This window comes from Micromonospora sicca (genome assembly GCF_003172935.1).
Lineage (GTDB): Bacteria > Actinomycetota > Actinomycetes > Mycobacteriales > Micromonosporaceae > Micromonospora > Micromonospora sicca.
Genome location: NZ_QGKS01000207.1, coordinates 1 through 26,584, shown reverse-complemented (window position 1 = coordinate 26,584; position 26,584 = coordinate 1). Strand labels below are relative to the sequence as shown.

The 26,584-nt window shown below is 70.6% G+C and carries 27 protein-coding genes and 2 pseudogenes; 13 read left to right on the top strand and 16 right to left on the bottom strand.

The genetic code is table 11. The annotated features are described in order from the left end of the window. The 4 genes and pseudogenes from DKT69_RS13770 to DKT69_RS39740 form a co-directional block, all read left to right on the top strand. On the top strand, positions 1-309 hold a 309-nt coding region (locus DKT69_RS13770), incomplete at its 5' end, for an FIMAH domain-containing protein (RefSeq protein ID WP_236647883.1). A gap of 72 nt (positions 310-381) precedes the next feature. Continuing rightward, a complete protein-coding gene (locus DKT69_RS13765) occupies positions 382-1,938 on the top strand; it encodes a serine/threonine-protein kinase (RefSeq protein ID WP_236647880.1) in 1,557 nt (518 codons plus the stop codon). Positions 1,939-2,194: 256 nt separating this feature from the next. Next, positions 2,195-3,229, top strand: coding sequence for an extracellular catalytic domain type 2 short-chain-length polyhydroxyalkanoate depolymerase (locus tag DKT69_RS13760; RefSeq protein WP_109801960.1), 1,035 nt, complete (start codon positions 2,195-2,197; stop codon positions 3,227-3,229). Positions 3,230-3,425: 196 nt separating this feature from the next. Next, positions 3,426-3,560: pseudogene (locus tag DKT69_RS39740) on the top strand (DNA-binding response regulator); the annotation flags it as partial. Here the strand turns inward: DKT69_RS39740 and DKT69_RS13750 are convergent. Continuing rightward, entirely contained in the window at positions 3,548-4,999 is a 1,452-nt protein-coding gene (locus tag DKT69_RS13750) for an ATP-binding protein (RefSeq protein ID WP_109801959.1), read from the bottom strand. The pseudogene DKT69_RS39740 and the gene DKT69_RS13750 sit on opposite strands and share 13 nt — an antisense overlap. Positions 5,000-5,390: 391 nt before the next feature. Between DKT69_RS13750 and nhaA the strand changes: the two genes are divergently transcribed. Continuing rightward, positions 5,391-6,707: a Na+/H+ antiporter NhaA gene (gene nhaA / locus DKT69_RS13745; protein WP_109801958.1), complete on the top strand. Its 1,317-nt coding sequence runs from the start codon at positions 5,391-5,393 to the stop codon at positions 6,705-6,707. A gap of 23 nt (positions 6,708-6,730) precedes the next feature. Here the strand turns inward: nhaA and DKT69_RS13740 are convergent, their stop codons facing one another. Continuing rightward, the gene (locus DKT69_RS13740; protein ID WP_146231072.1) at positions 6,731-6,949 is read right to left on the bottom strand and encodes a DUF6059 family protein; all 219 of its coding nucleotides are present in this window, start codon (positions 6,947-6,949) and stop codon (positions 6,731-6,733) included. A 284-nt stretch (positions 6,950-7,233) separates the two neighbouring features. On the opposite strand from DKT69_RS13740, the gene DKT69_RS13735 reads away from it, so the two are divergent. The 3 genes from DKT69_RS13735 (at position 7,234) to DKT69_RS13725 (ending at position 12,607) form a co-directional block, all read left to right on the top strand. Further along, the gene (locus DKT69_RS13735; RefSeq protein ID WP_109801956.1) at positions 7,234-8,220 is read left to right on the top strand and encodes a hypothetical protein; all 987 of its coding nucleotides are present in this window, start codon (positions 7,234-7,236) and stop codon (positions 8,218-8,220) included. A gap of 207 nt (positions 8,221-8,427) precedes the next feature. Next, the gene (locus tag DKT69_RS13730; protein WP_109801955.1) at positions 8,428-9,069 is read left to right on the top strand and encodes a hypothetical protein; all 642 of its coding nucleotides are present in this window, start codon (positions 8,428-8,430) and stop codon (positions 9,067-9,069) included. 316 nt (positions 9,070-9,385) lie between these two features. Next, on the top strand, positions 9,386-12,607 hold the full coding sequence (locus DKT69_RS13725) for an Ig-like domain-containing protein (RefSeq protein ID WP_109801954.1): 3,222 nt from the start codon (positions 9,386-9,388) through the stop codon (positions 12,605-12,607). A gap of 142 nt (positions 12,608-12,749) precedes the next feature. On the opposite strand, the gene DKT69_RS13720 is transcribed toward DKT69_RS13725, so the two are convergent. The 7 genes from DKT69_RS13720 to DKT69_RS13695 form a co-directional block, all read right to left on the bottom strand. After that, positions 12,750-13,931, bottom strand: a complete 1,182-nt coding sequence (locus tag DKT69_RS13720) for a low temperature requirement protein A (RefSeq protein ID WP_109801953.1) — start codon at positions 13,929-13,931, stop codon at positions 12,750-12,752. A 380-nt stretch (positions 13,932-14,311) separates the two neighbouring features. After that, positions 14,312-15,526, bottom strand: a complete 1,215-nt coding sequence (locus DKT69_RS13715) for a PP2C family protein-serine/threonine phosphatase (RefSeq protein ID WP_109801952.1) — start codon at positions 15,524-15,526, stop codon at positions 14,312-14,314. Positions 15,527-15,797: 271 nt separating this feature from the next. Then, positions 15,798-16,202: an SDR family oxidoreductase gene (locus DKT69_RS13710; RefSeq protein WP_236647868.1), complete on the bottom strand. Its 405-nt coding sequence runs from the start codon at positions 16,200-16,202 to the stop codon at positions 15,798-15,800. Positions 16,203-16,346: 144 nt separating this feature from the next. Then, positions 16,347-16,844, bottom strand: a complete 498-nt coding sequence (locus DKT69_RS13705; protein WP_109801963.1) for a hemerythrin domain-containing protein — start codon at positions 16,842-16,844, stop codon at positions 16,347-16,349. Positions 16,845-17,182: 338 nt separating this feature from the next. Further along, positions 17,183-17,320, bottom strand: a complete 138-nt coding sequence (locus DKT69_RS38295) for a DUF6766 family protein (protein WP_161557831.1) — start codon at positions 17,318-17,320, stop codon at positions 17,183-17,185. A gap of 224 nt (positions 17,321-17,544) precedes the next feature. Further along, a complete protein-coding gene (locus tag DKT69_RS13700) occupies positions 17,545-18,027 on the bottom strand; it encodes an STAS domain-containing protein (RefSeq protein WP_109801950.1) in 483 nt (160 codons plus the stop codon). Positions 18,028-18,403: 376 nt separating this feature from the next. Next, positions 18,404-18,850, bottom strand: coding sequence for a hypothetical protein (locus DKT69_RS13695; RefSeq protein WP_109801949.1), 447 nt, complete (start codon positions 18,848-18,850; stop codon positions 18,404-18,406). 141 nt (positions 18,851-18,991) lie between these two features. Here DKT69_RS13695 and DKT69_RS13690 point away from each other — a divergent pair, with 141 nt between their 5' ends. Together DKT69_RS13690 and DKT69_RS13685 are read left to right on the top strand one after the other, a co-directional pair. Then, a complete protein-coding gene (locus DKT69_RS13690; protein ID WP_109801948.1) occupies positions 18,992-19,396 on the top strand; it encodes a four-helix bundle copper-binding protein in 405 nt (134 codons plus the stop codon). Positions 19,397-19,409: 13 nt separating this feature from the next. After that, the gene (locus DKT69_RS13685; RefSeq protein WP_109801947.1) at positions 19,410-19,571 is read left to right on the top strand and encodes a zinc ribbon-containing protein; all 162 of its coding nucleotides are present in this window, start codon (positions 19,410-19,412) and stop codon (positions 19,569-19,571) included. A gap of 221 nt (positions 19,572-19,792) precedes the next feature. Here DKT69_RS13685 and DKT69_RS13680 read toward each other — a convergent pair whose 3' ends face one another. Continuing rightward, positions 19,793-20,197: a hypothetical protein gene (locus tag DKT69_RS13680; RefSeq protein WP_201749660.1), complete on the bottom strand. Its 405-nt coding sequence runs from the start codon at positions 20,195-20,197 to the stop codon at positions 19,793-19,795. A gap of 493 nt (positions 20,198-20,690) precedes the next feature. Beyond that, entirely contained in the window at positions 20,691-20,849 is a 159-nt protein-coding gene (locus DKT69_RS38290; RefSeq protein WP_161557830.1) for a hypothetical protein, read from the bottom strand. A gap of 554 nt (positions 20,850-21,403) precedes the next feature. Between DKT69_RS38290 and DKT69_RS13670 the strand changes: the two genes are divergently transcribed. After that, on the top strand, positions 21,404-22,117 hold the full coding sequence (locus DKT69_RS13670; RefSeq protein ID WP_109801945.1) for a GAF and ANTAR domain-containing protein: 714 nt from the start codon (positions 21,404-21,406) through the stop codon (positions 22,115-22,117). Between the two features lie 107 nt (positions 22,118-22,224). On the opposite strand, the gene DKT69_RS13665 is transcribed toward DKT69_RS13670, so the two are convergent. Then, a complete protein-coding gene (locus DKT69_RS13665; protein WP_109801944.1) occupies positions 22,225-22,806 on the bottom strand; it encodes a hemerythrin domain-containing protein in 582 nt (193 codons plus the stop codon). Next, a complete protein-coding gene (locus DKT69_RS13660; RefSeq protein ID WP_236647866.1) occupies positions 22,799-23,182 on the bottom strand; it encodes a hypothetical protein in 384 nt (127 codons plus the stop codon). Before DKT69_RS13660 ends, DKT69_RS13665 begins: the two co-directional genes overlap by 8 nt. Before the next feature lie 15 nt (positions 23,183-23,197). On the opposite strand from DKT69_RS13660, the pseudogene DKT69_RS13655 reads away from it, so the two are divergent. Then, positions 23,198-23,476 (top strand): annotated as a pseudogene (locus DKT69_RS13655) (sigma-70 family RNA polymerase sigma factor); the annotation flags it as partial. 205 nt (positions 23,477-23,681) lie between these two features. On the opposite strand, the gene DKT69_RS13650 reads toward DKT69_RS13655, so the two are convergent. The 3 genes from DKT69_RS13650 to DKT69_RS13640 all read right to left on the bottom strand — a co-directional run bounded on the left by DKT69_RS13650 (position 23,682) and on the right by DKT69_RS13640 (position 26,277). Then, a complete protein-coding gene (locus DKT69_RS13650; RefSeq protein WP_109801943.1) occupies positions 23,682-24,167 on the bottom strand; it encodes an SRPBCC family protein in 486 nt (161 codons plus the stop codon). Continuing rightward, positions 24,164-24,487, bottom strand: coding sequence for an ArsR/SmtB family transcription factor (locus tag DKT69_RS13645; protein ID WP_109801942.1), 324 nt, complete (start codon positions 24,485-24,487; stop codon positions 24,164-24,166). Before DKT69_RS13645 ends, DKT69_RS13650 begins: the two co-directional genes overlap by 4 nt. Positions 24,488-25,002: 515 nt before the next feature. Beyond that, positions 25,003-26,277 carry an IS4 family transposase gene (locus DKT69_RS13640; RefSeq protein WP_375373508.1) on the bottom strand — a complete coding sequence of 425 codons (1,275 nt, stop codon included), beginning with the start codon at positions 26,275-26,277 and terminating at the stop codon, positions 25,003-25,005. Between the two features lie 229 nt (positions 26,278-26,506). Here DKT69_RS13640 and DKT69_RS41400 point away from each other — a divergent pair. Next, on the top strand, positions 26,507-26,584 hold a 78-nt coding region (locus DKT69_RS41400), incomplete at its 3' end, for a helix-turn-helix domain-containing protein (protein ID WP_438361781.1).

Genomic DNA, 26,584 nt, shown 5'->3' with positions numbered 1-26,584 from the left:
TCCCCTTCCCCTTCGTCCCCGCGGCGGGCGGCCAGCCCGGCGGAACTGGTTGCGGGATTGCGGGCCACGGTGGACGGTCTCGTGCAGCAGCGGCAGCTACGCCCAGGCGACGGCAAAGAGCTGCGGAAACGGTTGCGCGAGGCGGAGGAGCGGATTGCCGACGGTGAGCCGGACAAGGCGCGGGAGAACCTGCGGGAGTTCGCCGAGGAGCTGACCGACCTGCGCCGCGAAGGCAAGGTCGGCGCCAACGGATACGACATCCTCATCGCCGGGGCGACGCAGGTCGCCCAGGCGCTGCCCGGCCGCTGACGCCCGTCACCCGACCCCGGGGGCCCCACCGTCCGGTGTTTTCCGGAACGCCGGCCGGGGCACTTTCCGACGGTGGACGTCGAGTCGATGCTGGATGGTCGTTACCGGTTGCTCGAGCGGCTGGGTGCGGGCGGCATGTCGGTGGTCTGGCGTGCCCACGACGAGGTGCTCGGCCGGGACGTGGCGGTGAAGTTGCTTTCCCCGGAGCTGGCGGCCGATCCCCAACTGCTGCACCGGATCCGGGCCGAGGCCCGCTCCGCGGCCCGGCTCCGCCACCCGAACATCGTCGAGGTGTACGACTACGGCGAGGCCACCGCCTCCGGCGGACCGCCGGTGCCGTACGTGGTCATGGAGGTCGTCGAGGGCCGCTCGCTGTCCCAGCTGCTCACCGGCGGCCCGCTGCCCTGGCGGGTGGCCGTGCTGATCTGCGCCCAGGTCGCCGCGGCACTGGCCGCCGCCCACCGGCGCGGGGTCGTGCACCGGGACGTCAAGCCCGGCAACGTGATGGTGGCCGGCGGTGGGGTCAAGCTGGTGGACTTCGGCATCTCGGCTACTTCCGGCGATCCCGAAGGGCTGCCCGAAGGGCTGCTGGGTACCCCGGCATACCTGGCCCCCGAGCGGCTGGAACAAGGTGCGGTACACCCGGCCACCGACGTGTACGCGCTGGGGTTGCTCCTCTACCGCGCCCTGGCCGGCCGGTTGCCGTGGCGGGCCTCCACCACCACCCAGATGGTCGCCGCCCATCGCTACCACGAACCGGCCGCGCTGCCGGACATCGCCGACCTGCCTCCGGAGATCGGTGAGCTGTGCCGCCGCTGCCTTGCGAAGGAACCGGTCGACCGCCCGCCGGCCGCCGAGGCGGCTTCGGTCCTCGGCGCCGTCGCCGGCCTATCCCCGGCCACGCTGCTGCTCGCTGGCACCCTCAACGACGGCGCCGGAATCATCCCGGAGCCGGCACCCACCCGTAGCTGGTCTCCGGCGCGCGGCCTGGTCGTAGCCGCCGTCCCGGCGTCGCGGCTCGTCGCGGTGCCCCTGGACCGTTGGCGGCGGCTCCCTCCGTCACGGCGGGCGGCCGTCGCTGGGGCCGCCGCCGCGGCAATGTTGGCCTCCGGGGCGGTGGCCGTCGCCCTGTCCGCCGAGGGCTCGTCCGGCGGTGATCCGACCGAGGCCCGCACCCCGACCGCCGTCGAGGGCATCGGCCAACGCCAGCCGGAGTGCAGTGTCCGGTACTCCCTCAGCGGCGCCGTCGACGGCCGGTCCTCCACTCGGGTCAGCATCACCAACACCGGCCCGGTGCCCATCGACGACGCGCGGCTGGCGTTCAGCCTCCCCGGCCACCAGCGCCTCGTCCAGGGCTCTCCGGGCAGTTGGCGGCAGAGCGGCGACACGATCCAGGCCAGCATCGGTAACCTTCCGCCCACGCGGACCGTCACCGCCACCGTGGCAGTGACCTACCGGGGGACCACCTCCCTGCCCGACCAGTTCCGCCTGAACGGAAGGTCCTGTCGCAGCGCACTCACCGTCGCCGGACAGACCAGTCGGCCCGCTCCCCGCCAGAACGGTGAAAAGAAGGACGACCGCAAGGGCAAGGAAGACAAGAATGGCGAGGAGGAGAAGGGCGACGGTTGACGTCCCGGCCGCTGGTCCACCGGGCAGGCATACGCGGTCCGCCCACCCAACTGCCAGTTCCGCACCCGGCTGCCGGACCCCCGGCAACGCGCGGACGGCGTGCCCGGCCTGCCCGGGGCGGAAACGGCGGTCGGGTGGGAGCCCCACACTCCCGCGACCGCCGAGGTGTCGGCCGTGCGGATATCTGCTGTGGTCGATATCACGTTAGCGTCCTCGCACGCCGGTCGTCCCGCCGGCGCTCGGACGGGAGAACGCCATGAAGTCACCGTGGAAAGCCGTCACCACCCTCGCCGCCGTCCTCCTCCTGGTCCTGCCCGGCGGCGTCGCCGCCCGGGCGGCGAGCACGCCGTACACCAAGCCCCCGGTCGCCGGCTCGCTCGGCACGTACCCCGTCTCCGCCGTCTACGTCGCCGGGGTCTCCTCCGGCGGGTACATGGCCACCCAGCTCCAGGTCGCCTACTCGGCGCGGATCCGCGGCGCCGCCGTCTTCGCGGCCGGGCCCTACTACTGCGCGCAGAACAACGCCTCGCAGGCGCTCTACGGCTGCGGCGACAACCGCTACCCGACGTACGTCTCCACGTTGGAGAGCTACACCCGCAGCTGGGCGTCGTACGGCTGGATCGACGGCACCGGCAACCTCGCCGGCCAGCCCGTGTACGTCTACCACGGCGGCAACGACAACACCGTGAAGAAATCCGTCACCGACGACCTGGTCCGCTACTACCAGGACTTCGGGGCCAGCGTGCGGTACGAGTCCGCCAGCGCCGCCGGGCATGCCTGGGTCACCCCGTACGGCACGGTGGGCTGCACGGCGACCGCCTCGCCGTACCTCAACGACTGCGGCACCGACCCGCAGGGCGCCTTCCTCGGCAAGCTCCTCGGCTCGGTGGCGGCGCCGAACACCGGCCCGCTCGGTGGCACGCTGATCCGGTTCAGCCAGGACGTCTTCGCGGTCAACGGCTGGGCCAACGGCCTGAGCATGGACGCCAACGGCTTCGCGTACGTCCCGAGCGCCTGTGCCGGCGGGCAGACCTGTCGGCTGCTGGTCGCCCTGCACGGCTGCGTGCAGGGCTACTCCAAGGTCGGCACCGCCTTCGTCGACCGGGCCAACCTCAACCAGTACGCCGACACCAACCGGCTGATCGTTCTCTACCCGCAGGCGACATCGTCCGGGGTGAACCCGAACGGATGCTGGGACTGGTGGGGTTACCTCGGCGGCAGCAACTACCCGATCAAGGGCGGGGCCCAGGTGGAAAGCATCATGAACATGGTCCGCCGCCTGGACGGTTGACCCGCCGTTCCGGAGGCGTGAAACCGTGGTGATCCCCGCCGTCGCAACGCTGGGCGGCATGACGACGACAACCACACCACGGCCGGCCGTCGAGGCGACCTGCCCGCGCAGGGCGTGCTCGCGAAGAACCTCAGGCTCATGGCGGACCTGCGCCACCTCGGCCGGGCGGAGGGCGGCGGGTGGTGGCCTACCTGCTGGCCCGGTTCGACCTGATGAGACCAACTACCTGCGCCAGTACATGGCCCAGCTCCGGCGCAACCTGGAGGACGACCCCGCCCGCCCCCGGCAGCTGATCACCGAGTCGGGATTGGGCTGTCGCTACCGACAGTAGCGACTCGTTGACGGCTGGTCCCTTCGTCGGGGAGGCGTTCGCCGCCCCGATGGCCGCCACCGCGGCTTCTGTCCGGTACGACGCCCGGAGCCCGGCGGCGGTCCGGTCCCGATCCGGCTGCCGGGCGGTGCGGTCCGGCCACCTGTTGAGATACCGTCGCGAGGTGATCGTCGAGGAGCACTGGTGGAATGGGGACGCGACGGCACGTGGGCGTCGCGATGTGTACATCCGCACGGATGGGCAGCGGTGGGAGGTCCAGGCGCAGATCGGCGGCGCCCTCGGACGGTCGAAGGTGCAGGAGTGCCCCAGCCGTGGCTCGGCCAGCATTCTCGCCGGCGCCTGGCGCGGGGGCGACCCGGCCTGGCGCGAACTGCGGCGCTGACCACGCCGGCGCGGGCCTGACGTCGGCTCGGGGCCGCCGCTGTCGGCGGCCCGGTCAGCCGGCCGGCCGGCCGACCGTGCGTGCCCACGTGCGGAAAGTGCAACCGTACGCTGGTGCTGCTCTCCCCGCAGTGCATGGTCACCACGTCGGCGAGTTGTCGGGCCAGCCAGAGACCTCGCCCGCCGACCCGGTCCGCGCTGCCGGGCCCGCGGAAGCCGGCCGTCGGCGGGATCGGGCGGTCGCCCGAGTCGTCGACCTGGACGATGAGCGTGTCCCCGTGGTGCCAGCACCGCAGGCGTACCGGGAGCGCGCCGTGGACCAGGCCGTTCGTGGCCACCTCGGTGACCGCGACGACGACGTCACCCGTCGCGTCCGCGTCGAACGATCTCGCCTCGGCCCAGCCGCGCAGCGCGGCGCGGAGCGGGTTGAGCTGATCGAGGGCCACCAGGCCGACGTCGAGGTCCACCATCGTCGGCACGGCGGCAAGCGGGATCTCGCTGATCCGCCGCAGGTAGTCGGCCGACCCGACGTGCCCCGAGTTGGGCAGGCAGCCGCTGTCGGTGAGTTCGTGGTTGTGCAGGGTCCGGACGCTCTCGATGAGGGGCGTGGGGTGGCGCCGACTGTCCCAGAGGCAGGTGACCGCGCAGCCGTAGTCGGCGTAGGCGTCGCCGCACGCGGACTCGTACGACAGGTGGGCGGTGGCGCGGTCAACCGGGGCGTCCCGCTCGGGGGCCGACACGTCGGCCTCGGTGATCACGTGGACGCTGCTGCCGGCGGCGTGCTGGGCGGCCAGATACCGGCGGAGCCGCTCGTACGCGAAGCCCAGCCGCAGGTGGAAGGTGGCGCTTTCGCCCCATTCGAGCCGGTCGGCCACGGTGCCCAGGGCGTCGCGGAGGACCCGTTCGACGTGCGCGCCGACCAGCAGGTGGACCCGTTCGTGCGCCGCGACCGACCGCCGCAGCGCGGGGACGAGCCGGGCGCGCAGGGCGTCTTCCGAGTCGACGATCAGGGCGGCGTGCACGAAGTCCCGCGCGACGGGCGAGGCCGGACCCGTCATGGCGACCCCTCGGCCGCCGTGCCGCGGACACCGGCGCGGGTGCCGACCCACCCCGTGCCGTCGGGAACGCCGACGAGGATCGGAGGCCCGTCCGCCATGTGACACCACGCCTTCCGGGAAGGAGGGGCAAAGCCGGGGCGGTACGGCGTCGGCGTAGCTGTCGAAGTCGGTGATGCCCGACGGGGTAGGTCCCGTGGGGCGAGCCTAGCGCGGTCCCCCGACCCCCGCTCAGCGCGACGTTGCACCGGTCCGGCCGGCCACCGGCGACTCGCCGCACGGCACGAGGGCCCTCCGGGGTTTGGCCGCGCGGCCGCCGGATACGGTAGTCAGCGGTGTGCCGGGAAGTCTGGTCGGCGATGGACGACGCGACCCCTGTCGACGAGGAGATCCCGTGACCGACGCCGCCCGGCGCCGAGCCAGCCTCTTCGCCCGCCGCTCGTGGGGCGAGACCAGTCGCATCTCCGCCATCCTCCGCAAGGAGACGGTCGGCGGAGCGCTGCTGCTCGTCGGCGCGCTGCTCGCCCTAGCCTGGTCGAATTCCCCCTGGTCGGACGGCTACCACACGCTGCGCGACCTCCGCTTCGGCCCGGCGTCGCTACACCTCGACCTCAGCGTGGCCACCTGGGCCGCCGACGGCCTGCTGGCGATCTTCTTCTTCGTCGCGGGGCTGGAACTGAAGCGCGAATTCGTCGCCGGCGACCTGCGGGACCCACGCCGGGCGGCGGTGCCGGTCGCGGCGGCGGCGGGCGGCGTGCTCGTACCGGCCGTGCTCTACGCCCTGATCGCGGGCGGTGGCGGCGCGAAGGGGTGGGCGATCCCGACCGCCACCGACATCGCCTTCGCCCTCGCCGTGCTGGCCGTGGCCGGGCGCTTCCTGCCGTCGGCGCTGCGCACCTTCCTGCTCACCCTGGCGGTCGTCGACGACCTGCTGGCGATCGTGATCATCGCCGTCTTCTACACGGCGCACCTGTCGGTCCTCCCGCTGCTCGGCGCGCTGGTCCCGCTCGCGATCTTCACCGTGCTGGTGCAGCGGCGGGTCCGCTCCTGGTGGCTGCTCCTGCCACTGGCGGTCGTGACCTGGGCGTTGGTGCACGCGTCCGGGGTGCACGCCACCGTGGCCGGCGTCCTGCTGGCCTTCACCGTCCCGGTGATCCGTAGTCAGGCCGCGGGGGGGCCGGATGCCGGCCCGGGTCTGGCCGAGCACTTCGAGCACCGGTTCCGGCCGATCTCCGCCGGCATCGCGGTGCCGGTCTTCGCCTTCGTCTCCGCCGGGGTCACCGTCGGCGGTGCCGCCGGCCTGGCCACCGCGCTGACCGACCGCGTCGCGCTCGGCATCGTCGTCGGCCTGGTCGTCGGCAAACCGGTCGGCATCATGGCCGCCACCTGGCTGGTCTCCCGCTTCACCCGCGCGGATCTGGACGAGGGCCTCAACTGGCTCGACGTGCTCGGCCTGGCCCTCCTCGGCGGCATCGGGTTCACCGTGTCGCTGCTCATCGGCGAGTTGGCGTTCGGTCTGGGCAGTGAACGCGACGGTCACGCAAAGGTCGCTGTGCTCACCGGGTCGCTGCTCGCCGCGATGGTGGCCACGATCATTCTGCGCGCCCGGGGGCGGCTCTACCGCCGGGTGTACGAGGCGGAGACCGCCGACCGCGACCGGGACGGCGTGCCGGACATCTACCAGCCGGAGTCCGACCGGCCGTCGGGCTGACGCGATCGTCCCGCTCCGACCGCTCAGTCGGCCCGGTGGTGGTGACCGAGGTCCGCCCAGAGTCGCTTCTCCACCCGCGACATCGGCACATGGGCCGCGAGCCGCTCCGGATGCCCCGATGCCGGGGCGGTGACCGTCGCGGTTGTTCCTTCCGGTTCCGGCGCCGCGGCGGGTGGCGGCAGGATCAGGCCGGTGTAGCCGGCCCCGCAGTGTTGCAGGCCCCGCCACAGTGTCCGCGACACCGCCCGGAGCCACCGCACATACCCTGCCGGCACCGACCTCACCACCCTCGCCGACTCTGCCCGCATCGCCCCGACGCCCGCCGGCGCCGGTGAGTCCATGGTCGGTGGATCGGCTCGAGAAACGCTCGACGTGGGGGCGTGTCCCCGGCCGGTAACGGCCCGACGTGCGTGTCGGAGAGTGCCTGGAGGCTCACCGGAGGCAAAATCGGAGCCTGGCGTGGGAAAGCGGAGTTCCGCTCGGAGGTCCCGTGGTGCGATGTCGCGGCCGACTCGCTCGGACGACAATGCGTGGCCTCCTCCTGCTCGGTGGAGTCCTCGGCGTATGGGGCGGGTACGACGCGATCGCCGACGACGCCGCACACGCTGCCGAACCCGCCCGACCTTGCCTGTTGCGTGACGTGCTCAACGGAGCCGGCCGGCTGCTCGGCGCTCCGCTGCCCTGCGGTCCCTACTCGCTCACCGGGCCGGCTGTCGACGAGCCAGCAGCCCGCATCGACGGCGATACCGCTGCGGCCCCACCGAGGTCGACGGGCGCGACGCGCCGGCCGGCGGGCACGGAGCCGGGGACCACGGTCGGCGGGCCCGCGGCTGAGCGGTCGGAGGTGTCGGCACCGGTACGGGCGGTGGTGGACGTATCGGCAGTTGCCGACGTGGAAAGGGTCGTCGAGGCGACCGAGCCGGTGACGCGTCCGGTCGTGGGCCTCGCGTCGCCGATTGTGCGGCAGACCGCCGGGGCGGGGCTGCTCGAACCGGTCGGCGCGGTCGTCCGCCCGGTGACCCAGCCGATCGTCGAGGTCCTGGGTCCCGTCGTCGGTCCGGTGCTCGACCTGGTCCAGCCGATCATCGGCGGACCCGCAGCGCCCCCGACTTTTCCCGGCGATCCGGTCGAGGTCACCCCGACGCCAGCCGGCCGGCCGCCGACGATCACCAGCCCCGCTGCGGTGGCCCGTCCCGCCCTGCCGATCGTCGCGATCCACCCGAAAGCCCTGCCACCCCCACCGACCTGGGAGCCAGCAGCGAGCGGCCGGCCGTCAGCGGGCACGGCCAGGGAGACCGCGCTGCGGTTGCCCGCCGAACCGACTCGCTCCGATGGCTTGACCCCTGCCAGCCCTGGCAGCACGGCCGGTAACGGCCCCGCCGGTGGCGGAACCGGGGCTGCCGACGCCTCGCTTCGCTCGTGGACGCCGGAACTCGAACCGCAGGGCTGTGCCGTGGCCCGGGGCGCCACGCTCGCGGACCGATCGCGTCAGCCGGACACCAGACCCGCCTGAGCGAAGCCGCCAGCATCGCTGCCGCCTGAATGCCCATGCACGGGCAGGGCTGGCCCTGCCCGTACCGCTGCTCGCCGACGCTCGAGTTCCGCGGAAGGTTCTGCCGCCCTCCGGGCGCCTCACGTGCCGCCTGGAGTTGGCCTACCGAGCCCGCATCGCGCTTCGGCAAACGCCGTCTGCCAACCGCCGTACCTACCAGGAGTACCTGTGAACAATTCGCTGCCGGTCGAACGTGCCCGATGGTGCGACATCGCCGACATCGCCGAGCTTGTCGCCGATTCCCTCGCCCGCGATCCCATCGGCGCGTGGCTCGTGCCCGACGAACGCTGTCGACGAGACGTGCTCACCACCGTCGCCCGGATCTGGACCGAGCACGCGCTCCTCTTCGGCGAGGCCTACCTCCTCAACGACCGCTCCGCCGCCGCCGTCTGGTTCCACCGGAACGGCCCCATCCCACCCCCGACCGGCTACGGGGAACGGCTCGCCGTCGCCTGCGGCGACCACCTCGACCGCTTCATCCAACTGAACGACGTCCTGGGCACCCATCGGCCCGCCGGTCCCCACAACCACCTGGCGTTCTTCGCGGTGACACCGAGCCCGCGGCCGATCAGTCGCGCCGCGACGCTGCTCGCCAGCAGCAACGCCTGGATGGACCGCGGCCTGCTGCCCGCATACACCGAGGCCACCACCACCGCCGACCGAGACCTCTACGTCCGGCACGGCTACGTTTCCCACGAGCCCTTCACGCTTCCCGACGGCACCACCGCCTACCCGATGTGGCGCAACCCGGGACGGCGCAGGCCCCGCTACCGCTCAGCCTCGTCGGACACCACGCCCGCCTGTCAATGAGCGCGCCGTGGACACCGGGCGCCGGTCGGGGGTGGAATCCTCGCTCGCTCGACCGGCGGCCAGTCGAATGGGTCGATCAGACCGGCGGCGGCCCGATGGGCAGCCGTGCACCGATCCGATTGGTGGAGCGGGTGTGGATCCGAAGGTGACGGGGCCCGCCGGTGGGGCCGGAATTGATGTCGAGCGGTCCGTTTCCGGCGGCCGCCGTACCACGAGGGGGCATTGACTCCTACGGTGACTCCGGCACGCCGGCGAGTGGACGCTGCCCGGGGGCCGACCCGGTAGCGCGATTCGGGCGTTACAGGGGGTTGTCTCGATGCACGTTCGGAGCCGCACCGTTGCGGGTCTGGTCGCCGGGGCTGTCGTGTTGACGGGCCTGCCGGCGGCTGCGAGCACGGTGGCGGGCAAGCTCGCCGACAATGCCGCGAGCACCACCACGCGCACCGTCCTGAAGACGGTGGGCGGCGACGCCACGCGCACCGCCGTCCGTACTGCCGCGATCGCGGCCCTACCGGTGCCGGGGCACACCGGGCTGGTGCCGAGTGCGCCGCGCACCGACACGCCGAGGATCACCAACGGCGAGATCACCGACATCGCGTTGATCGGAAACCGGGTCTTCATCGCCGGCTCGTTCACGTCGATCGCGAACGTCGGCGCGACGCCGATCGCCCAGCGGTCGCTGGCTTCGTACAACATCGACACGGGGAAGATCGATACGGGCTTCCGGCCGACGTTCGACGGCTCCGTCGAGGCCGTCGAAGCCGCACCGGACGGCTCGTCGCTGTATGTCGCCGGATCGTTCAACACGGTCGGTGGGGTCGCGAAGCGCAAGATCGTACGGCTGAACCCGGTCACCGGTGCTCCGATCGCGGCGTTCACCGCAACCGCGGACGCACGCGCGACCGCTCTGGCCGTGAGCAAGACCGCGGTGTACGTCGGCGGCCAGTTCACGAAGGTGAACGGCGTGAGTCGCAGCGGCCTGGTCGCGCTCAACCCGACCACCGGCGCGGTGGACAGCGGATTCAACCTGCCCCTGTCCGGCGGCATCGGCGTCGGCGGCCTGCTCACCGTGCAGCAGCTCAAGCTGACGCACGACGACAGCAAGCTGCTGGTCGTCCACACTGGTCGGCAGATCGCCGGCCAGGACCGCTACGGCGTCGGTCTCATCAACACCGCCACCAAGGCCCTGCTGCCGTGGCGCACCCGCCTGTGGGAGGACAACCTCTCCTTCGTCGGCGGCATCCAACGGGTCTTCGCCGGTGACATCGCGCCGAACGACTCCTACTTCGTCGTCACCAGCGGCTCGGGCGGCGACCGCCCGCCGATCAACGACACCGCGATCGCGTTCCCGGTGACCGGCAACGACAACGTCCAGCCGATCTGGGTGTCCCGGCACTTCGACAGCGTCTACTCGGTCGCCATCACCGAAACGGCCGTGTACGTCGGCGGCCACTTCAGTTGGCAGGAATCGCCGACCTCCAACGTCCCCTGGCCTGGGCTGGACAACGTCGGCTACGGCACCGGGCAGGGCCTGAGCGGTTACGGTCTCGGCGACCAGGTGGTCCGCCGTGACCACCTCGGCGCGCTCGACCCGAAGACCGGCACGGCGCTCGAATGGAACCCGGGCTCCAACTCGTACGAGGGCGAGAAGGCCATGTTGGCCACCCCGCGAGGTCTGTTCGTCGGTGGCGACGGCAACATCAAGGGTGCCAAGACGGTCGGGCGGGTCGGATTCTTCGACCTCAGCCGGGCGCCGGCGGCCTCGTCGGTCGACACGACGATCGCCACGCCCATCGAGGGAGCGGTCAAGCCCGCCAACGCGGCATTCGTGATCGACGGCAAGGCGACCGCTCCGGCCGGTGTCACCCGAGTCCAGGTGGAGATCCAGAACCGGAATTCGAAGCAGTACCTGCAGGACGACCGCGTGACGTGGGGCGCCGCCAACAGCATCAACGCCGCAGTCGCAGCGCTGAACACTCCCTCGACCTCGTGGTCCCTCTCCGTGTCGCTGCCCAGCGGCGAATACCAGCTCCAGGCGAAGACGTTCGCCCGCGACGGCGCGAGCGACGCCACGAAGGCCGTCAAGAAGATCGAGACCTTCCGGTTCGACGACCTGCCACCGTCGACGAGGATCACCTCGCCGACCGGCGGCCTGCTCACCACCAAGACCTTCATCGCCACCGGCACCGCCAGTGACGACAAGGGCGTCAGCGCGCTGACGTACTCGTTCCGCACCCCGAACAACCAGTACCTGCAGGACGACGGGAGCGTCGCCCCGGTCTACAACACGTTCCGCGGCGAGCCGGACGTCATCGGCGCGCTGTCGGCCACCTGGCAGGTCGAGGTGACCCTCCCCGTCGAGGGCGACTGGAAGATGACCGCCACCGCCATCGACACCGCCGGTCAGAGCGACCTGCGCGGCGACACCCGGGACTGGATCATCTCGGCGACCGGTGTCCCGCCGACGGTGGCCATCAGCAACCCCGTGCCGATGACACCGCCCACCGCTGCCGCACCGATCACCGTCGCCCCCGGCGGTTCGATCACCTTCTCCGGGACCGCCGGCGACGACGACACCCTGAAGTCGGTCGAGATCTACCTGCGCAACAACACCACGCGCGAGGCGCTGGCCGCCGACGGCACGTGGGGCGCCGACTCGATCGCGGCCTACTACCGGATCTCGCCGACGAACCTCAACGCCGCGTCGTACAACTGGTCCTACACCACCGCGCCGCTCACGCCCGGCGTGTACGACTTCCGGGTACGGGCCACCGACAACCTGGGCCTGACCACGGCGAGCGCCAACATGGGCCGGCTCAGCGTCACCGCCCAGGTACCCGGTGACGCCTTCCCGAACGGTCTGTTGAGCTTCACCGGTGTCGACCAGAACGTCGAGCAGCTGCACCTCGACCTGGCCGGCACGGCGACCGACGACAAGGGCGTGCAGGGCGTGCGGGTGGCGCTGCGCGACCTGGACACCGGCCGGTACGTGCAGCCGAACGGCACCATGGCGGCCAGCTTCGCCACCGTGAACGCCGCCCTCGCCTCGCCCGGGGCGACCAGCACCACGTTCGGCCTGCCGATCGACCTGCCGACCAAGGGTGAGTACAGCGTCGAGGCGTGGGCCGTCGACACGGCGGGCCAGCAGGATGGTTCGACCTCCGGCGCCACCGCTCGATACCTCGTGTACCCGGGCGACCTCGATCCCCGGCTGGAACCGAGCCTGACCCCGCAGGACGCCCAGGTCTACACCGACTCGAGGATCGTGGTCACCGGACGTGCCGTGGACGACGTCGGGATGGCCCGGGTGGAGGTCCAGATCCTCAACAGCGCCGGTCAGGGGATGAACTCCGCCGGTGTGTTCGGCGGCTCACCCTGGATCTCGGCCTTCCTCACCAGTCAGGGTTCCCCGGGGTCCAACTTCGCGTACACGTCGCCGGTGGTCCCGGCAGGTGCCTACACCGTCTCGATCAGAGCGGTGGACAACTACGGGCAACTGCAACAGCCGCCGAAGACCATCCCGGTGACCGTCAACTGAGCTGATCGGCCGCGGACCGGTCCGCGTGGGGGAAGCACTCCGGCCCCGATGCGGACCGGTCTGCGGGCACTCCTGGGTACCTGTGGATATCCGTCGGCGGGGGCCGCCATCGTCCATGGCGGAACGGCCAGGTGGCTTCCAGCTACATGGCGGGCGCTGGTGGCTCGGGTGGGTTCCCGTGGGCACGGATGCCATCCGCGACGGCAACCCCGCCCAGGACGAGCGCGGCGGTGACGCCGGCCACCAGGGAGGGTGCGAGCACCAGGGCGGGTGCCGCGACTGCCAGCACGAGCAGTGCGACCAGCCGAGACGGCGACACCCGGCTGAACACCTCGTATTCGAACCGGGCTCGTCCGGCCATGAACAACGCAGGTCCACCGAGAATGACACCGGCCAGCCAGGGCGTGGTGCGCTCGGTGGGATGGGCGATGACGTTTTCGAAACCGGCGGCGGCGGCGACCACGCCGGCCACCATGAGCAGGTGAGTGTTGGGCGCGGACCTCACGAATCCGCCCGGATCCCGGGAGGACTGGATGGCGGCTTGTAGCAGGGCCCCTGCGCGGTGGACGTAGATCTGCCACAGCAGCACGGTGGCCGCGAACGAGACGAGGAGCGCCGCTGTGCGCTCGGCCGTCACCTCGGCGTCGGCGTAGGTCAGGGTGGTGACGAGGATGAGATCACCGAGGGCGAGAGTGAAGAACTGCCGGTAGCGCTCCGCCAGGTGGTCGGCTGCCACCTTGTACTGAAACGTAGGTACCCGACCGAGCTGGGGCGTGGGGTAGCGGAGCCAGGCTGACCCGTAATCAATGGCGAGCGCAGCGGCCCACAGCAGGTTCCGCGCCATGCCTGCCATGAGGCCGCCGGCGAGCCACGGTACGGCGGACACGACGAACCAGAAGATGAACCGGCTGGCGTGTAGCCGCGCCGTGCGGCCGTGAAGCGTGAAGGCGAGAAAGAAACCACGTCCCACGTGGATCGCCACGTAAGCGCCAGCGAAGACCAGGGCGTGGTCGGAGAAGGCTCCGGGCAGCGAGCCAGCCATCAGGATGGTCCCGAGCATGACCCAGAGCGTCATGGCGAAGATGGGCGGCCGCTGCGCGTGGTAAAGGTCGGTTGCCAGCGCGGTGACGGACCACACCCACCAGACCGCCATCAGTAGCACCACGGTCTGGAGAACGCCGACCCAGTCGAGCCTCTGCGCCAAGCTTCGTGAAGTTAGCGCGAGTGCGGCGACGAACACCAGATCGAGAAACAGCTCCAGCAGGGTTGCCCGCTGGGGCCCCTCACCTTCGCGTGTCAGGCCTACTGCTTGGTCTGTCGTCATCGGCTTCCCCCGATGGACATTAGTGGAGTTTCGGAGTTGATGCGGCAAAGATGCGGTCTGTCCAAGGGGGTGACCCGCCGCGGATCGACTCGCCGTCTCCACGCTCGGCCGGTACCTGCCCCTCGCGACTCGGGCTCGCCGGGGCACTGGCGCGTTGACGCCAGCGGCGACCGGAGCGTGCTGGCGCTGGCCGGTGAGATCGACATGTGGGGCGCGGATCGGCTCGATGACCTGCTGCGAGAGCCGATCGCCCGGGCAGGTCCGCCGGGTTCTCGACATGACCAGCCTCATTCAGCTGTCCGGCGGTGCCGCAGGATCGCCACCCGTCGCGACCTGACGGCGGGGACAGCGAACTCGCGCACCCAGCAGGCAGAGAACGGTCAGTCTCTGTGCGGCCAGGTGGCCTGGACCGTCGACGGCCCAAGGAAACGGACCATGAGTACGGTGGCGTCGTCCTGGAGCCGATCGTCCTGGTAGGCGAGGATCGCGTGCACCAGCCGCCGGGCGGTCTCGGGCAGCGGAAGTTCGTCAGCCAGGGCCCGGACGGTGAAGTCGACCAACCGCTCTGTGCCGAACCGCTCCCCGTCGGCCGACCGGGCCTCGATGATGCCGTCGGTATAGAAGAGCAGGTCGTCGCCGGGTTCGAGGGCTTCCTCGGCCACCACGGGTGGCCGCCTGTCGCCGAGGGTGACCGGCAGGGCGGTGGGAGTGGGCAGGACGGTGGCGACCTTGCCTCGGCGGATCACCAGCCCACTCGGGTGCCCGGCGGCAATGACCCGCAGCCGGCCGGTCCGCTGGTCTAGCTCGGCCAGCACGCCGGTGATCAGGCCACGCCGGTCATGGTCCCGTACGGCGGTGTCGATGTGATGGTACGTCGCGATCAGGTCGAAACCGTCCCGGCGGGCGTTGCGATACGCGGCCAGAGCCAGGCTGGCGAGCATCACCGCGCGCATACCGCCGCCGGAGCCGTGCCCGACTGCGTCGAACAGAGCGAGATGGGCGATGTCGCCGTTGACCGCGTAGTCGAAGGCGTCACCACCCACGTCGTAGCAGGGCTCCAGGATCCCGCTGATGATCATGTGCCCGGTGGAGAAGGTCAGCGGTGGAAGTTGGGCGCGCAGCATCTCGGCGGCCAGGCGCATCGGCGCCCGCCGGCGGATCCGCTCGATCGTGTCGCTGTACTGCGACCGGCTGATCACCAGCTCGGCGAGCAGGGACGCGTCCGCCTCGAACGCGGCCACCGAGGAGTCGGGCACGGGGGCGGCGGTGACCACCTCCGCGACGCCCATGCGTTCCAGGCCGTTGAGCAGCGGCAGCCACAGCCGGGCCCCGCCGGCGTCCGTGGCCCCGCCGAAGGGGCACAGCATGCTGAATGCCCGGCCGGCCAGGGTCCCCTCGATGGCCAGCGACTCACGCGGTGGTGCGCCCGGGCCTGGCATGGGAAGCAGCTGACGCTGCTCGTGGTCGACCAGGTAGAGGACCATGTCGTCGGCGCCGAGCTGCTGAGCGGCCTGCCGTGCCATCCCGGGTAGGTCCTCGGGCCGGGCGCGGTGCGACTGCCGCAGCAGACCATGCAGCGCGTCTCGCTCGCTCATACCACCGACCTCGCTGCCCCGCCCAAGTGTGGGCGCCAGCCGGTCAGGGTACGCCGGTCCGCCGCTCATCCCGCACCGATGCTCCCAGCGGCGGCCGCGAACGTCCACCAGGCAATGGAAGCCTGCCTGACCTGTGCAATCCCGCCTCAGGGTGGCGGCGGTGATCTCCCGCCCGGCGGTGCCGGCCGTCGCCTCGTTGCCGAGGACAGGCCTGCCGGCACCGCGGTCCCGGCGTCCGATGCCGCCGTGGGTGCTCCGGACGCCGCGTCGGTCAGACCTGCTTCGCGCCACCGTCGACGAAGATCTCGCCGCCGGTCATGAAGCTGCTCTGGTCGGAGGCCAGGAACAGGGCGGCGTTGGCGATCTCCTCGGGCTGGCCCATCCGGCCCAGCGGCACGGTGGAGGCGAGCATCTGCAGCAGCCCGGCGGCCTCGTCCGGGCTGGCAGCCAGGCCGGTGACACCGGGGGTCTCGGTCGGGCCCGGAATGAGGGTGTTGACCCTGATCCCGCGGCCGGTCAACTCGGCGGCCCAGGTACGGCCGAACGAGCGGATGGCGGCCTTGGAAGCGGCGTAGACCCCGAAGGCGGGGGTGCCGCTGGTGGCGGCGGTCGAGCCGGACAGGATGACCGACGCGCCGTCGTTGAGCACCGGCAGGGCCTTCTGGAAGCCATCCACCGCTCTAGACCAACCGCTGGAAGGCTCGTCAGGGCTGCCGACATGTGCACCGCAGGCATGCCGCGGCCCGCTCGCCGTGACGAGCTGACGCAGGCTGCCTCAGGAACAACGACCACGCCGGCGCTGGCCCCTTACCCTGGCGGGTCACGCCCGCACGGCGTCCATCGCCTTCTTCAGCGCGCGCGGCGCCGTCGGCTTCCGGGGCGCCTTCTTCTTCAGTTCCGCCAGCCGGGCACCGAGGTCCTGCAGCTGTTCAGGCGCAACACCCGCGCGGACCTTCGGGAACCACTCCTGTTCCTCTTCCTGGATGTGATGGGTGACGGCCTCGATAAGGACCATTGTCTTCGCCTCGAAATGCTCATCACTTGGGCTCATCATGGCCAGTTCAAAGCCCAGCACGTCCGCGACGTGGTGCTCTTCGTAGGACTCCAGTACCGCTTCATCGAGGTCCGGCAGCAGCCTGCGGGTCTCCGGGTACATACACTCGTTCTCGATGTAGGTGTGCATGGTCAGTGCTTCGAGGATCTGGCTTACCAGCTGACCCTTTCTGTTGGCATCCGACCCCGCGTCTTGGAACTCCTTGAACAGCCCGCGAATCTTGCGGTGGTCCTCAATGAGCAGATCGATAGCATCAGTGGACATGGTGTTCCCTCCTATGTAGGTGGGACGCCGCCCCACCACTGCTCGGCCCGATGCTCGCTTCAGGCCAGGTCATCCGCGACGGCCGGCTCGTAGGCCGGCCCCAGCAACCACAGCATGCGGCTACAGGACCGGGGATTTCCCGGGTAACGGTGAGACGCGGGCGTGGCGAGGCAGTGCCCGACGCTGGCCGCCTGGGCACCCTTGACTCCTGCTGATCATCAATCGAAGTGACGGGAGCTGGAGCCTGAGTTGGCTGATTTCACTCCAAAGGGCGTGCTCAGTTCACCCCGGAGCCCGAGCTCCTTCGCCGGTTTCGTCTGACGGGGGACGCCGCAGGCTCAGCCTTCTACTCCAGTGGCGGCGTGCGCGGCGCCGACCGGCTTGGATTGGGATGATCCCCGCTGCCGCAGGTAGATCGACAGGACCACCATCGACGTCACGGCCAGCAGCTCCGACTGCCAGTTCTCGACGTGCACCCTCCCACGGTCAATACAGCCAGGGCTGCGCCTACTGCCACAAATGCGACCCTCACGCACGGCTACATCCCCCGCTTGGTGCCCTTCAATCCGAACCTTGATCACCAGCTTGGACAGCCGGCGGCCGAACGGCGCAGATCGACCATGACCGCCTCAACGCGACCGCGGAGCGGTGGAAAGCGCGGCCGGGGTGGCTGTCTGCTCAACCACCCCGGCCCTAGGATCTACGTCAAGTTCTGCCCTACCTGCCTGATGCTGCGGTGTCCGTCAGCCGTCGGGAGGCGCGGATGCGGTGAGAGATCACCGGTCCGATGGCCCGCATTACTGCTCAGGACTGAGGTGGCGTGGTCTCGTCCAGGTTCATCGGGGTGCCGGTTACCGCCAGCAGGTAGGTGATGCACGGGGGCGGCCTCGCGCAGGGCCAGCTTCACGTGAGCGTGAGCGTGAGCGGCGGCGCGCTGCGATCGCAGCAGGGCGCTGATGCCGTGGGCGCTGAAGAAGGTCACCCCGGAGAGGTCGAGCACGAGCCGTGCGGGTCGCCGGTCGATCGCGTGTTCGGTCAGCTCGGTGATGAGGTGCGCGGTGCTCATGTCGACCTCGCCGCAGACGGTGATCAGCGTTGCGGGCCCTTCGACATCCAGGGACAAGGTCATGATCGGTTTGGTGGGCTCGGTGTGGTGCCCAGTGGGCCGTTCGATGGTGGACATGCCGCCTCCCGATGATCCATCGGTCAGTCGGGTCCTCCCGCCGGCGTCGAGGCGCGGTGGCAGACCCTGGGCGCATGTCTTGACCCGCGGACCACCCTACCCACGGGCCTGGCCGCTGACACCCCGCTGTGCGGCAGCTCGGGGTGAGTGGCGAATTCGGCTCCGTTCTGCGCGCTGCCAGCACGTGAAGTCGAGCGGTGAATTCGGTGAGAGCGACCATGGGCGCGCATTTCGGCGACCTGGGCACGTGGCGGCGGGAGTGCGTGGCACCCGGCGCTTCGACGACCCGCAGTGACGGCGCGTCCGGAACGGCACCGGGACAGATCGCCACCTCCTGGTGCATCTTCCTCTCGGCTGGGCGATCAGCGGTCGTTGGTCATCGCAGCGCCTTCAGAGCGATGGCGGTTACCGTGCCGTAGGCGAGGTGCGGGAAGAGGTCGGTGAGCCAGTCGGCGGCCGACCAGGCGCGCGGATCGGTGACCTTCAGCGCGGTCATCGGGGCGTTGGAGGCGATCATCGCCAGTCCGGTCAACGCCAGTGCCGACACCGCGGTCGGCAGCCGGCGGCCTCCCGCCGCGCTGTACACCGCGGCGGCGGCCACCGAGGTGGCGTAGCCGAGCAGCGGCCCGAGCCCGGACTTCCGGTTCTCGCTGGTCTTCTGGTCACCGAGGTCGACGTGGGCCAGGTCGGCCACGCGGGCGGCGCTGTCCTCCCCGGCGCTGCTGGCCGGTCTGGCCCTGACCGCCATGTCCAGGTAGGTGACGGCGTTCAGGGCGGACGCGCCGGCCGCGCCGGCGATGAGGGCTCTGCTGCTCGGCGTCATCCCCGTCTGCTACCCCCTTCCACGGCGGTGACACCCGGCGCGCCCGTGGGTCGGGTGGTCGAAGCAGTCGTGGGATCAGGCATGGCTGTGGCGGGGACGGGTAGCGCGGTCAGGACGAGCCCCACCCGCGAGGAGCCGACCATGACGATCACCATGTCCATGCTGGAGACCTACCCGAAGTCGATCAACCTGGACCGGGCGAAGCTGGCCACGACCATCGACGCGCTGAACGCGTGCGCGCAGGCGTGCACGGCGTGCGCGGACGCCTGCCTGAGCGAGGACCGCATCGCCGAGTTGACCAAGTGTGTGCGCACCGACCTGGACTGCGCCGACATCTGCGCCACCACCGCCCGGGTGCTGTCCCGGCACACCGGCTACGACGCCAACATCAGCCGCACCCTGCTGGCGGCCTGCGCCACCGCCTGCAAATCCTGCGGTGACGAGTGCGCCAGGCACGCGCAGATGCACGAACACTGCCGGGTCTGCGCCGACGCGTGCCGGGCCTGCGAGCGGGCCTGCCGCGACTTGCTGGCCACCGTCAGCTGAGCCGGGAGCGACGATGCCGGCACACGCGGGGGAGAAGGCACGTAAAACCGGGGTGTTCCACTGCGCGACCTGTGGCGAGAAGGTCAGCGTGCAGGTGGGTGGCACCATCCCGAAGTGCCCGAACGGCCACACCGAATTCGACAGCCGCACCCAGGAACCGGGCAACAGGTCCTGACTTGCGGGGACCGCCGGCTGGGGGCCTCGGCGGAGGAACGGGAACGAGATGACCGTCTGCGGGTAGACGCTGATCATCTTGTCGATGCCCGCCGGTCATGTCGAGGATCGACGCAACCCGGTCCTCGACGTTGAAGTTCACCACCTCGGCGTGTTGGGCCCGCCCGGCAGTACGAGACCTGGCCGCGTGTCGCCGGGTGCCGAGGTGATCCGGGGCCAGGGTCAGTCCGGCAGCAGGCGGCGCACGATGCCCTTGGCGGTGGTGCCGGTGCGGTAGGACTGCACCAGGTAGGACCCGAGGACGATGTTGGCGCCGGCCAGGGCGGGGACGGCGTACTGGGAGATGCGTTGACGTCGCTGCCAGGTCGCGAGGTCGGGCGGGGTGTGCGCCGTGGGTATGGTGGCATCCTTGACGTCGACTTGGTCGCCGCGCTGGTGGGCCTGTTCGGCGAGTCGGCCGATGCGGGTGCCGCAGTAGGCGGCGTAGGCGGTTGCGGCCGCGCCGAGTACGGCAGTGGCGGCCTTGGCGGCGCCGACCGAGCCGTAGCCCTTCTGCAGCGCGAAGCGGCGCCGGCTGGTGCGGGTGAGTTGCAGGCCGCGAGGATGGTCGCGCCGATGCCGAGCCACTGGGCGGGGCTGAAGCGGGTCCAGGCGGACTCGGCGACACGGATGCGGTCGATGCCCTGGGTGAGGTCGCTGCCGGACTTGTTCACTCCGGCCACACCCATGACACTGCCGCCGAACCACAACGCCGATCCGACGTCGTGGACGGCTTGGGCGACGGCATGGTTGTCGGTCGCGGTCACGTGCATCTCTCCTGCTCCTTGTCCTGGTGAAGGTGGTGGCGTTTCCCCTGCTGGCTGTCGCGTTGGCGGGCGCGCGCGTCGTGACAGCGGTGGGTCTCGCTCGGACGCCAGTCGCGCTCGTCGCGCCAGCCAGGCTGCACGACGTCATGCAGATCGGCGCAGTCCAGGCAATTGACGTGCGTGGCGGTTGGCAGCAGGCCGATGGCGCCTATGGTCCTCATCGTCGGCGCCGGATCTTGTCGATGCCGTCCCGCCGGTCAGGCGCGACAGCGGCGCCAGCACCCAGGTCCGGGTGCTGGCGCCGACAACGACGGTCAGCCCTTGGCTTCCCGCTTCGCCATCTGCGGCTCAGCGCCCTTGCTGACCTTCCGCAGCGCCTGCCGGAGCTGGTCCTCGGTCATCTTCGAGTTGCCCTCGATGCCCGCGTCGTGGGCCCGCTGGCGCAGTTCGTGGAGCTGCTCCCGATCGGCCATGTCACCCTCCCCCTCAACGAGCGGCACGAGGTCCGTCTCGCACCGTCAGGACCACCGGCTTCCCGGGCCCAACCGAGGCAAACCCGCCGCCGGCCCATCACCGCCCGCCCGCCCGCTCCAGATAGGTTCGGCTCCGGCCCGCTCTGCGACCGCTGCATGTATCGTGCCGTCAGCCCGACCGGGTGGCCCGCTCACGGGGCGTGGCCGCGGACAGCGCCAGCGACCCGGCCGCGACGACGGACTTGCGCCGTCCCGGCTGCCGTCGGTGTCGTGCGTCGCGGCCGACACGTCGACTTCCTGTCCGGCCGTGCTGCTTTGTGTCGTTTCGCGCGCTGCGCCGGCTCTGCACTCAGCGACAACGGGGAGTACGTTGACTGTCCTGTAGCCTGCGTCCGAGGTGTCGGGTGCGGCGAACCGGCGTCAATGGGCTGGCGTGGGTCCCGGCTCTGCCCTGGGTGGGTCCGTGCAGCGGCCCGCCAACGCGAGCTGCCATTCGCGCGTCCACCCCGGTTCCGGTTCGGCGGCGGGCGCGCCGGTCGTGAGGACCCGGTGCCGTGACCCGCCCGCCGACAGACCCCGCCGACGCCTTCGCCGAGCTCGGCCGCATCAAGCTCGGCGACGTCAGTCTCGACGATGTTCTGCAGCGCGTCGCCGAACTCGCCAAACGTGTCCTGCCCACACCGGTGGAGGTGTCGGTCACGCTGGTGCGAGACGGGACCGGGTACACGGCGGCGTTCACCCCCGACCTCGCCCTTGAGATGGACGAACGGCAGTACGCACAGGGAAGTGGCCCGTGCCTGGACGCCTCCGCCAGTGGCGGAGTCCTGTCCGTACCCGACATCGCGGCCGAGGTTCGCTGGCCCGACTGGGCCGAACGCGGCCGTGAGGTCGGAGTGGGAAGTTCCGTGTCGATCGGCCTGCCCATCCAGGAGGCGGTCGTCGGAGCCCTCAACGTCTACGCCCGCACACCGCACTCCTTCGACGAGGACTCCGTCTCGGTTCTGGAGACGTTCGCCGCCTACGCCGCGGTCGCCCTGGCCAACGCGCAGCTCTACGACAGCACCGCCACCCTCGCCCGGCAGATGCAGGAGGCGATGGCGAGCCGGGCGGTCATCGAACAGGCCAAGGGCATCATCATGGCCGAGCACCGCTGCACCCCGGCGGAGGCGTTCGAGATCTTGGCGAAGGTTTCGCAGAACTCCAACCGCAAAGTCCGGGACGTGGCCCAAGCCCTGGTCGACCGGACGGTCGGGGCATCCGGGGCGTGACCGGCTCCGCCTACCTGCGGACGTACGGACGCCGGAACAGTGCCGGCCAGCAAAGCGCCGGCACGGGCGACGGCGCCCAGCACCGGCGTGGAGTACAGGGCCACGCGTTAGCTGCCGGACGACTTGCGGACCCTGTCGCGGACCCGGTCGATGACCGCCAGCGCGGGGCCCACTGCCAGGTTGGCCTTCGCTGACCGGGCGATCGGGTGCGGGCGGGTCGGGGCCGTGTTCTGCGCGGCGCGTACGGCGGCGGCAAGGCTGCGCAGCCTCGCCGCCGGTACGTGCTGGCGCAGCAGGGGAAACTCGTAACGCTCCTCGTAGCGGGCGTGGGTGAGCACGACGTCGCGCAGCAGGATGATGGCGGTGTCGAAGCTGTCGGCGTCGACGCCGCCCTCGACGAGTGTCTTGAGCGTCTCGTTGGCTCGGCGTTCCTCGTCCATCCGGTCCTCGACCATCGGGTCACCGCCGCCGCCTGGTAGGTCGCGGGCCAGGGGGTGGATGATCTCCTCCTCGGCGGTCTCGTGGACGGCGAGCAGGCGGACCAGATCGTCGAACGCGTCGCGCCGGTCCTGCCCGGTGCCGCCGATGACGAGCAGGAAAAGCTCCTCGATCTGGGCGTGCTGGGCGAGCAGCAGGTCGACCACGTCCTCGTCCGGGCCAGGGGTGGCCGGGGTGTCGGTGTCAGGCACGGCGGACCCCCTCCTCTGCGCGCAGCCCCTCCACCGGGTGCGGTCCTTCGGTCTCGATGCGGTACTCGTCGCCGAAGCGCTCCCGGTGCATGTCGATGACCTGCTCGCTCGGGGGCTTCTGGCCGTCGTGCACCTGCTGCTGCATCCACTCGAAGCGTTCGTGCGCTTCCGTGACGTAGCCCTCGCCGAGTTTGGTGAGGTCGATCTGGGTGGCCAGTAGGTGGCGCAGGTAGTCCTTGTTGGGTTCGAAGGTCACCGGCTCGGGCAGGCCGGCGCTGCCGACGATCTCCTCGGGCTCCCGGCCGTCGTGGCGGCGTAGCAGGTCGGCGGCCTGTTGGAGGTGGGCCAGCTCCATCTGCAGGTGCAGCTCCCACACGGCCTTGATCCGCGGGTCGCCACCCCGACCGGCGACGGCGACCGGGCCACCGAGCTGGGCGACATGCTCGGCGGCGAGGACGGCGAGTTCGAGCTGGCCGAGCTGCGCGTCGCGCTGGGCCCGGCGCTCGCCACCCTCGACGAGCGCGAGCAGAAGATCCTCACGCTGCGCTTCTACGGCAACCTGACCCAGTCGCAGATCGCCGAGCAGATCGGCGTCTCGCAGATGCACGTGTCCCGGCTGCTGGCCCGGGCGCTGACGAAGCTGCGTGGGCAGCTCGCCGACGCCTTCTGAGTCCGAGCGGCAGGCCTCACCGCCGTGCTGAGGGGGTTCCGGCGGTGCCGGAACCCCCTCATGCCCCACCTTCTGCTGTGGCTGTTATTCCAGGGTGGTGATGCGCGCCCGGACGGGTCGCGGGTCGGCGCGGCCGTGGGCTGGGTCGCTGTCGGGGTGGGAGGTCGCGCCGGGATCTGACCGGGTGTGACAGTGGGTGCTGCTGCTAACGGCTGCCCTCGGTGAACAGCGCGGCGTAGCGGGCGAGGTACAGCGGCCATCCTTCGTCGTGGGCCACGCCGTCGCTGACGGCCTGCCAGCCGGGGCCGTGCCGGTCGATGTGGCGGTGCTCCAGCTCCACCCGGGTGCGCTGCGGGGTCTCGGCAACGAACCGGACTTCGACCTCGCTGGTGTTGTCCGGCTCCGTCTCCACCTGCCACTGCGGGCTGATGTCCCAGCTGAACACGACCCGGCCAGGTGGCTCGTACGCGAGCACCCGCGCCCAGCGGCACTCGCTGCCGTCGGCGGCGCGGTCGTAGATGTGCCCGCCGACCTTCGGCTCGAACACGGTTTCGGCGATCGGCGCGCCGAGCAGGTTGTGCTCCGGCGGCTTGAAGTCGCCGAACCGCTCGGTGAACACAGTGAAGGCATGCTCGATCGGTGCTTGGACGACGATCTGCTTGCGGACGACCGCGGCTGTTGTTTCCGTCATGACGGCTCCTCGGGTGGTTGCTCGGCGACGTCCTGATAGCCGTCCAGCGCTCGGTTCCAGAACGTCTCAAGTTGATCGCGCAGCGCGGCCACGCCTGCCGGATTGAGTCGATAAACCCGGCGGGTGCCGGCGGCGCGGGCGGTGACCAGTCCGGCGTCCTTGAGCACCTTCAGATGCTGGGACACCGCAGGCCGGCTGATCGGCAGCTCGTCGGCGAGTTCGCCGACGGCCCGCGGTCGCTCGGCCAAGCACGCGACGATGGCGCGTCTGGTGGGATCTCCGAGAGCGTCCCAGCCATCACCAGCTTGGTAATTAGCCACGAACGGAAAGCTACGACTTACGGACCAGGAAAGTCAAGACCGGCGAGCCGGCAGAACCGTGACCACGGCGGAGCAGTCATGGAATGCCCCGTCTGGGGCCGCCGGGTGTGCTCCACATGTGCGCCATCGGTCGGAGCGCGGGACGGCTGGCATACGTGAGCACCGACGGGCACTCCTGGGTTCTCGGGGGCACCCGCTGACAGGTAGGCTGGGCCCTCGCGCCCTCGTAGCTCAGGGGATAGAGCATCGGTTTCCTAAGACGGTGCTCTATCCGAGACCCGCAAGCTGAATGACCTGCGGTCTTACGTCAATGCCGTTAAGTTTGTGCGTTTGGGCAGGCCAGCAGGGGTGTCGGTGGTCCCGGATGGCGAGTGATCCGGTCGGTGGGGCGTTTCACGCGGTAGGAGTTGTGCCGGGCGCGTTTGATCACGCGGGGGCAGGTTCGGTGCCGGCGTTCGGGGTTGGGCTGTTGCCGGATCTCGGCGAGGGTGTCGGTGAGGGCGTCTGCAAGATGCTCAGGGGGAAATGGCCGCCTGGTCGGTGACCTGGCGGCGTACGACGCGGACGCCTTTGATGAACGACATGCGGTCGGGGTCGTAGCCGGCTGGGTCGGCGGCGTCCAGGAGCAGGGCGCGGATGGCGTAGTGGGCCAGCAGCAGCCCCCACATCTGTTGCTCGACCAGGTCGGGAGTCTTGGAGCGCAGGACCTCGCCGCGGCCGCGTAGGTCGGTTTTGAGCTCGTCGAGGGCGGACTCTTCTTCCCAGCGCTGCTGGTAGGCGCCGGCCAGGTCGCTGGCGTCGATGTCGTGGGGGTCGAGCACGGTGGTGACCACGACGATCAGCTCGCCGTCGGGGTTGCGGTCGGGCACGATGTACTCCACAACCCGCACCAGACGTGCCAACTCGATCGGGATCTCGTGGCCGGCCCTGGCCTGCTCGGCCAACCGGTGGCGGCGTTCGGCGCTCAGCCCCGGCCGGTAGATCAACGCTAGGTAGGAGCCGTCGGGCAGCCACCGCAGGTGTCCGATGGACACCGACGCCCCGATCCGCCAGGCCAGGTCAGCGCCGGTGGCGGCGAACCGGCCGAACAGCTCGAAGGAGAACAGGCCCGCATCGGCCAGCACCAGCATGCCCGGCCCCACCGCCGGGACCAGGTCCGCGGCCAGGGTGCGCTCCCCGGTACGGCAGCCACCGAGCACCGCGCCGACGATCGCGTGGCTGCCGCACTCGGCCAACGCGGCGACGTGCAGCTTCGGATACGCCGACGCTTTCGGCCCCGAACCCATCCGCCCGAACCGCTCGACGTTGGCGTCGGTGTCGGCCACGTCGAAGCTGGTCGCGTCGACCGCCATCAACCGCCGCCGCGCCAGCCACGCGCCCTTCGTGCCCGCCGAGGCCAAGGGGACCGCCGCCCGTTCGAACAGCGCCCGCAGCGGCGCCACCCCCAACCGCTGGCGGGCCTGCGTGATCGCCGACGCGGTCGGCACCTGCCAGTCATCGACCCAGGAACCGAGCTTGCGCAGGTTGCCGACCAGCCTGCGCATCACCTCGTCGTAGGACTCCTCGAAGAACAGACCCATCGCGATCACGTAGCGGATCATCACGTGCGCGGGCAGCCGCCGGGACCGCTTCTCCCGCCGCCCTGTGCGGTTGATGACCTCTTCCAGCAGATCCCGGTCGAACCGCGCCGACAGCACACCCAGTCCGATGTGGTCGGTCAACCGCCCCCACGGCCGCGGCAACGACTCCAACTCCGACGACGTCACGGCCGGCAACCGTACCGGTCGCAGCCCACCAACGTCAGCTCACCACGCTGACCTCGATAGATGCCCTATCTGAACGGCATTGTTGTGCCCTGAACGACGAAGGAGCTTGATATGTAGGCAGAGCTGCGGAGTCGATGCTGTGCGGGAGATGAAGGTTTGGCCCTTCGGAGCCGCCCACTCGGGGGCAGGTTCAGCCGGTCGTAGCATTTGATCTTGGCGGTTGGGTGGGACAGGATGTTCCGCTGTGCGTGCGATGTTGACCTTGGGTGATCGGGAAGAGATATCCCGTGGCCTGGCCGAAGGCTTGGAGTTCAAGCAGATCGCGGTCCTG

Excerpts from the sequence above, each read along its gene's own strand:
- DKT69_RS13685 (WP_109801947.1), top strand. The coding sequence starts at position 19,410 with ATGCCGGCACACGCGGGGGAGAAGGCACGTAAAACCGGGGTGTTCCAC.
- DKT69_RS13700 (WP_109801950.1), bottom strand. The coding sequence starts at position 18,027 with ATGTCCACCATCGAACGGCCCACTGGGCACCACACCGAGCCCACCAAA.
- DKT69_RS13650 (WP_109801943.1), bottom strand. The coding sequence starts at position 24,167 with ATGACGGAAACAACAGCCGCGGTCGTCCGCAAGCAGATCGTCGTCCAA.
- DKT69_RS13725 (WP_109801954.1), top strand. The coding sequence starts at position 9,386 with ATGCACGTTCGGAGCCGCACCGTTGCGGGTCTGGTCGCCGGGGCTGTC.
- DKT69_RS13750 (WP_109801959.1), bottom strand. The coding sequence starts at position 4,999 with ATGACGGGTCCGGCCTCGCCCGTCGCGCGGGACTTCGTGCACGCCGCC.
- DKT69_RS13735 (WP_109801956.1), top strand. The coding sequence starts at position 7,234 with ATGCGTGGCCTCCTCCTGCTCGGTGGAGTCCTCGGCGTATGGGGCGGG.
- DKT69_RS13715 (WP_109801952.1), bottom strand. The coding sequence starts at position 15,526 with ATGAGCGAGCGAGACGCGCTGCATGGTCTGCTGCGGCAGTCGCACCGC.
- DKT69_RS38290 (WP_161557830.1), bottom strand. The coding sequence starts at position 20,849 with ATGGCCGATCGGGAGCAGCTCCACGAACTGCGCCAGCGGGCCCACGAC.
- DKT69_RS13705 (WP_109801963.1), bottom strand. The coding sequence starts at position 16,844 with ATGTCCACTGATGCTATCGATCTGCTCATTGAGGACCACCGCAAGATT.
- DKT69_RS13720 (WP_109801953.1), bottom strand. The coding sequence starts at position 13,931 with ATGACGACAGACCAAGCAGTAGGCCTGACACGCGAAGGTGAGGGGCCC.
- DKT69_RS13690 (WP_109801948.1), top strand. The coding sequence starts at position 18,992 with ATGACGATCACCATGTCCATGCTGGAGACCTACCCGAAGTCGATCAAC.
- DKT69_RS13695 (WP_109801949.1), bottom strand. The coding sequence starts at position 18,850 with ATGACGCCGAGCAGCAGAGCCCTCATCGCCGGCGCGGCCGGCGCGTCC.
- DKT69_RS13760 (WP_109801960.1), top strand. The coding sequence starts at position 2,195 with ATGAAGTCACCGTGGAAAGCCGTCACCACCCTCGCCGCCGTCCTCCTC.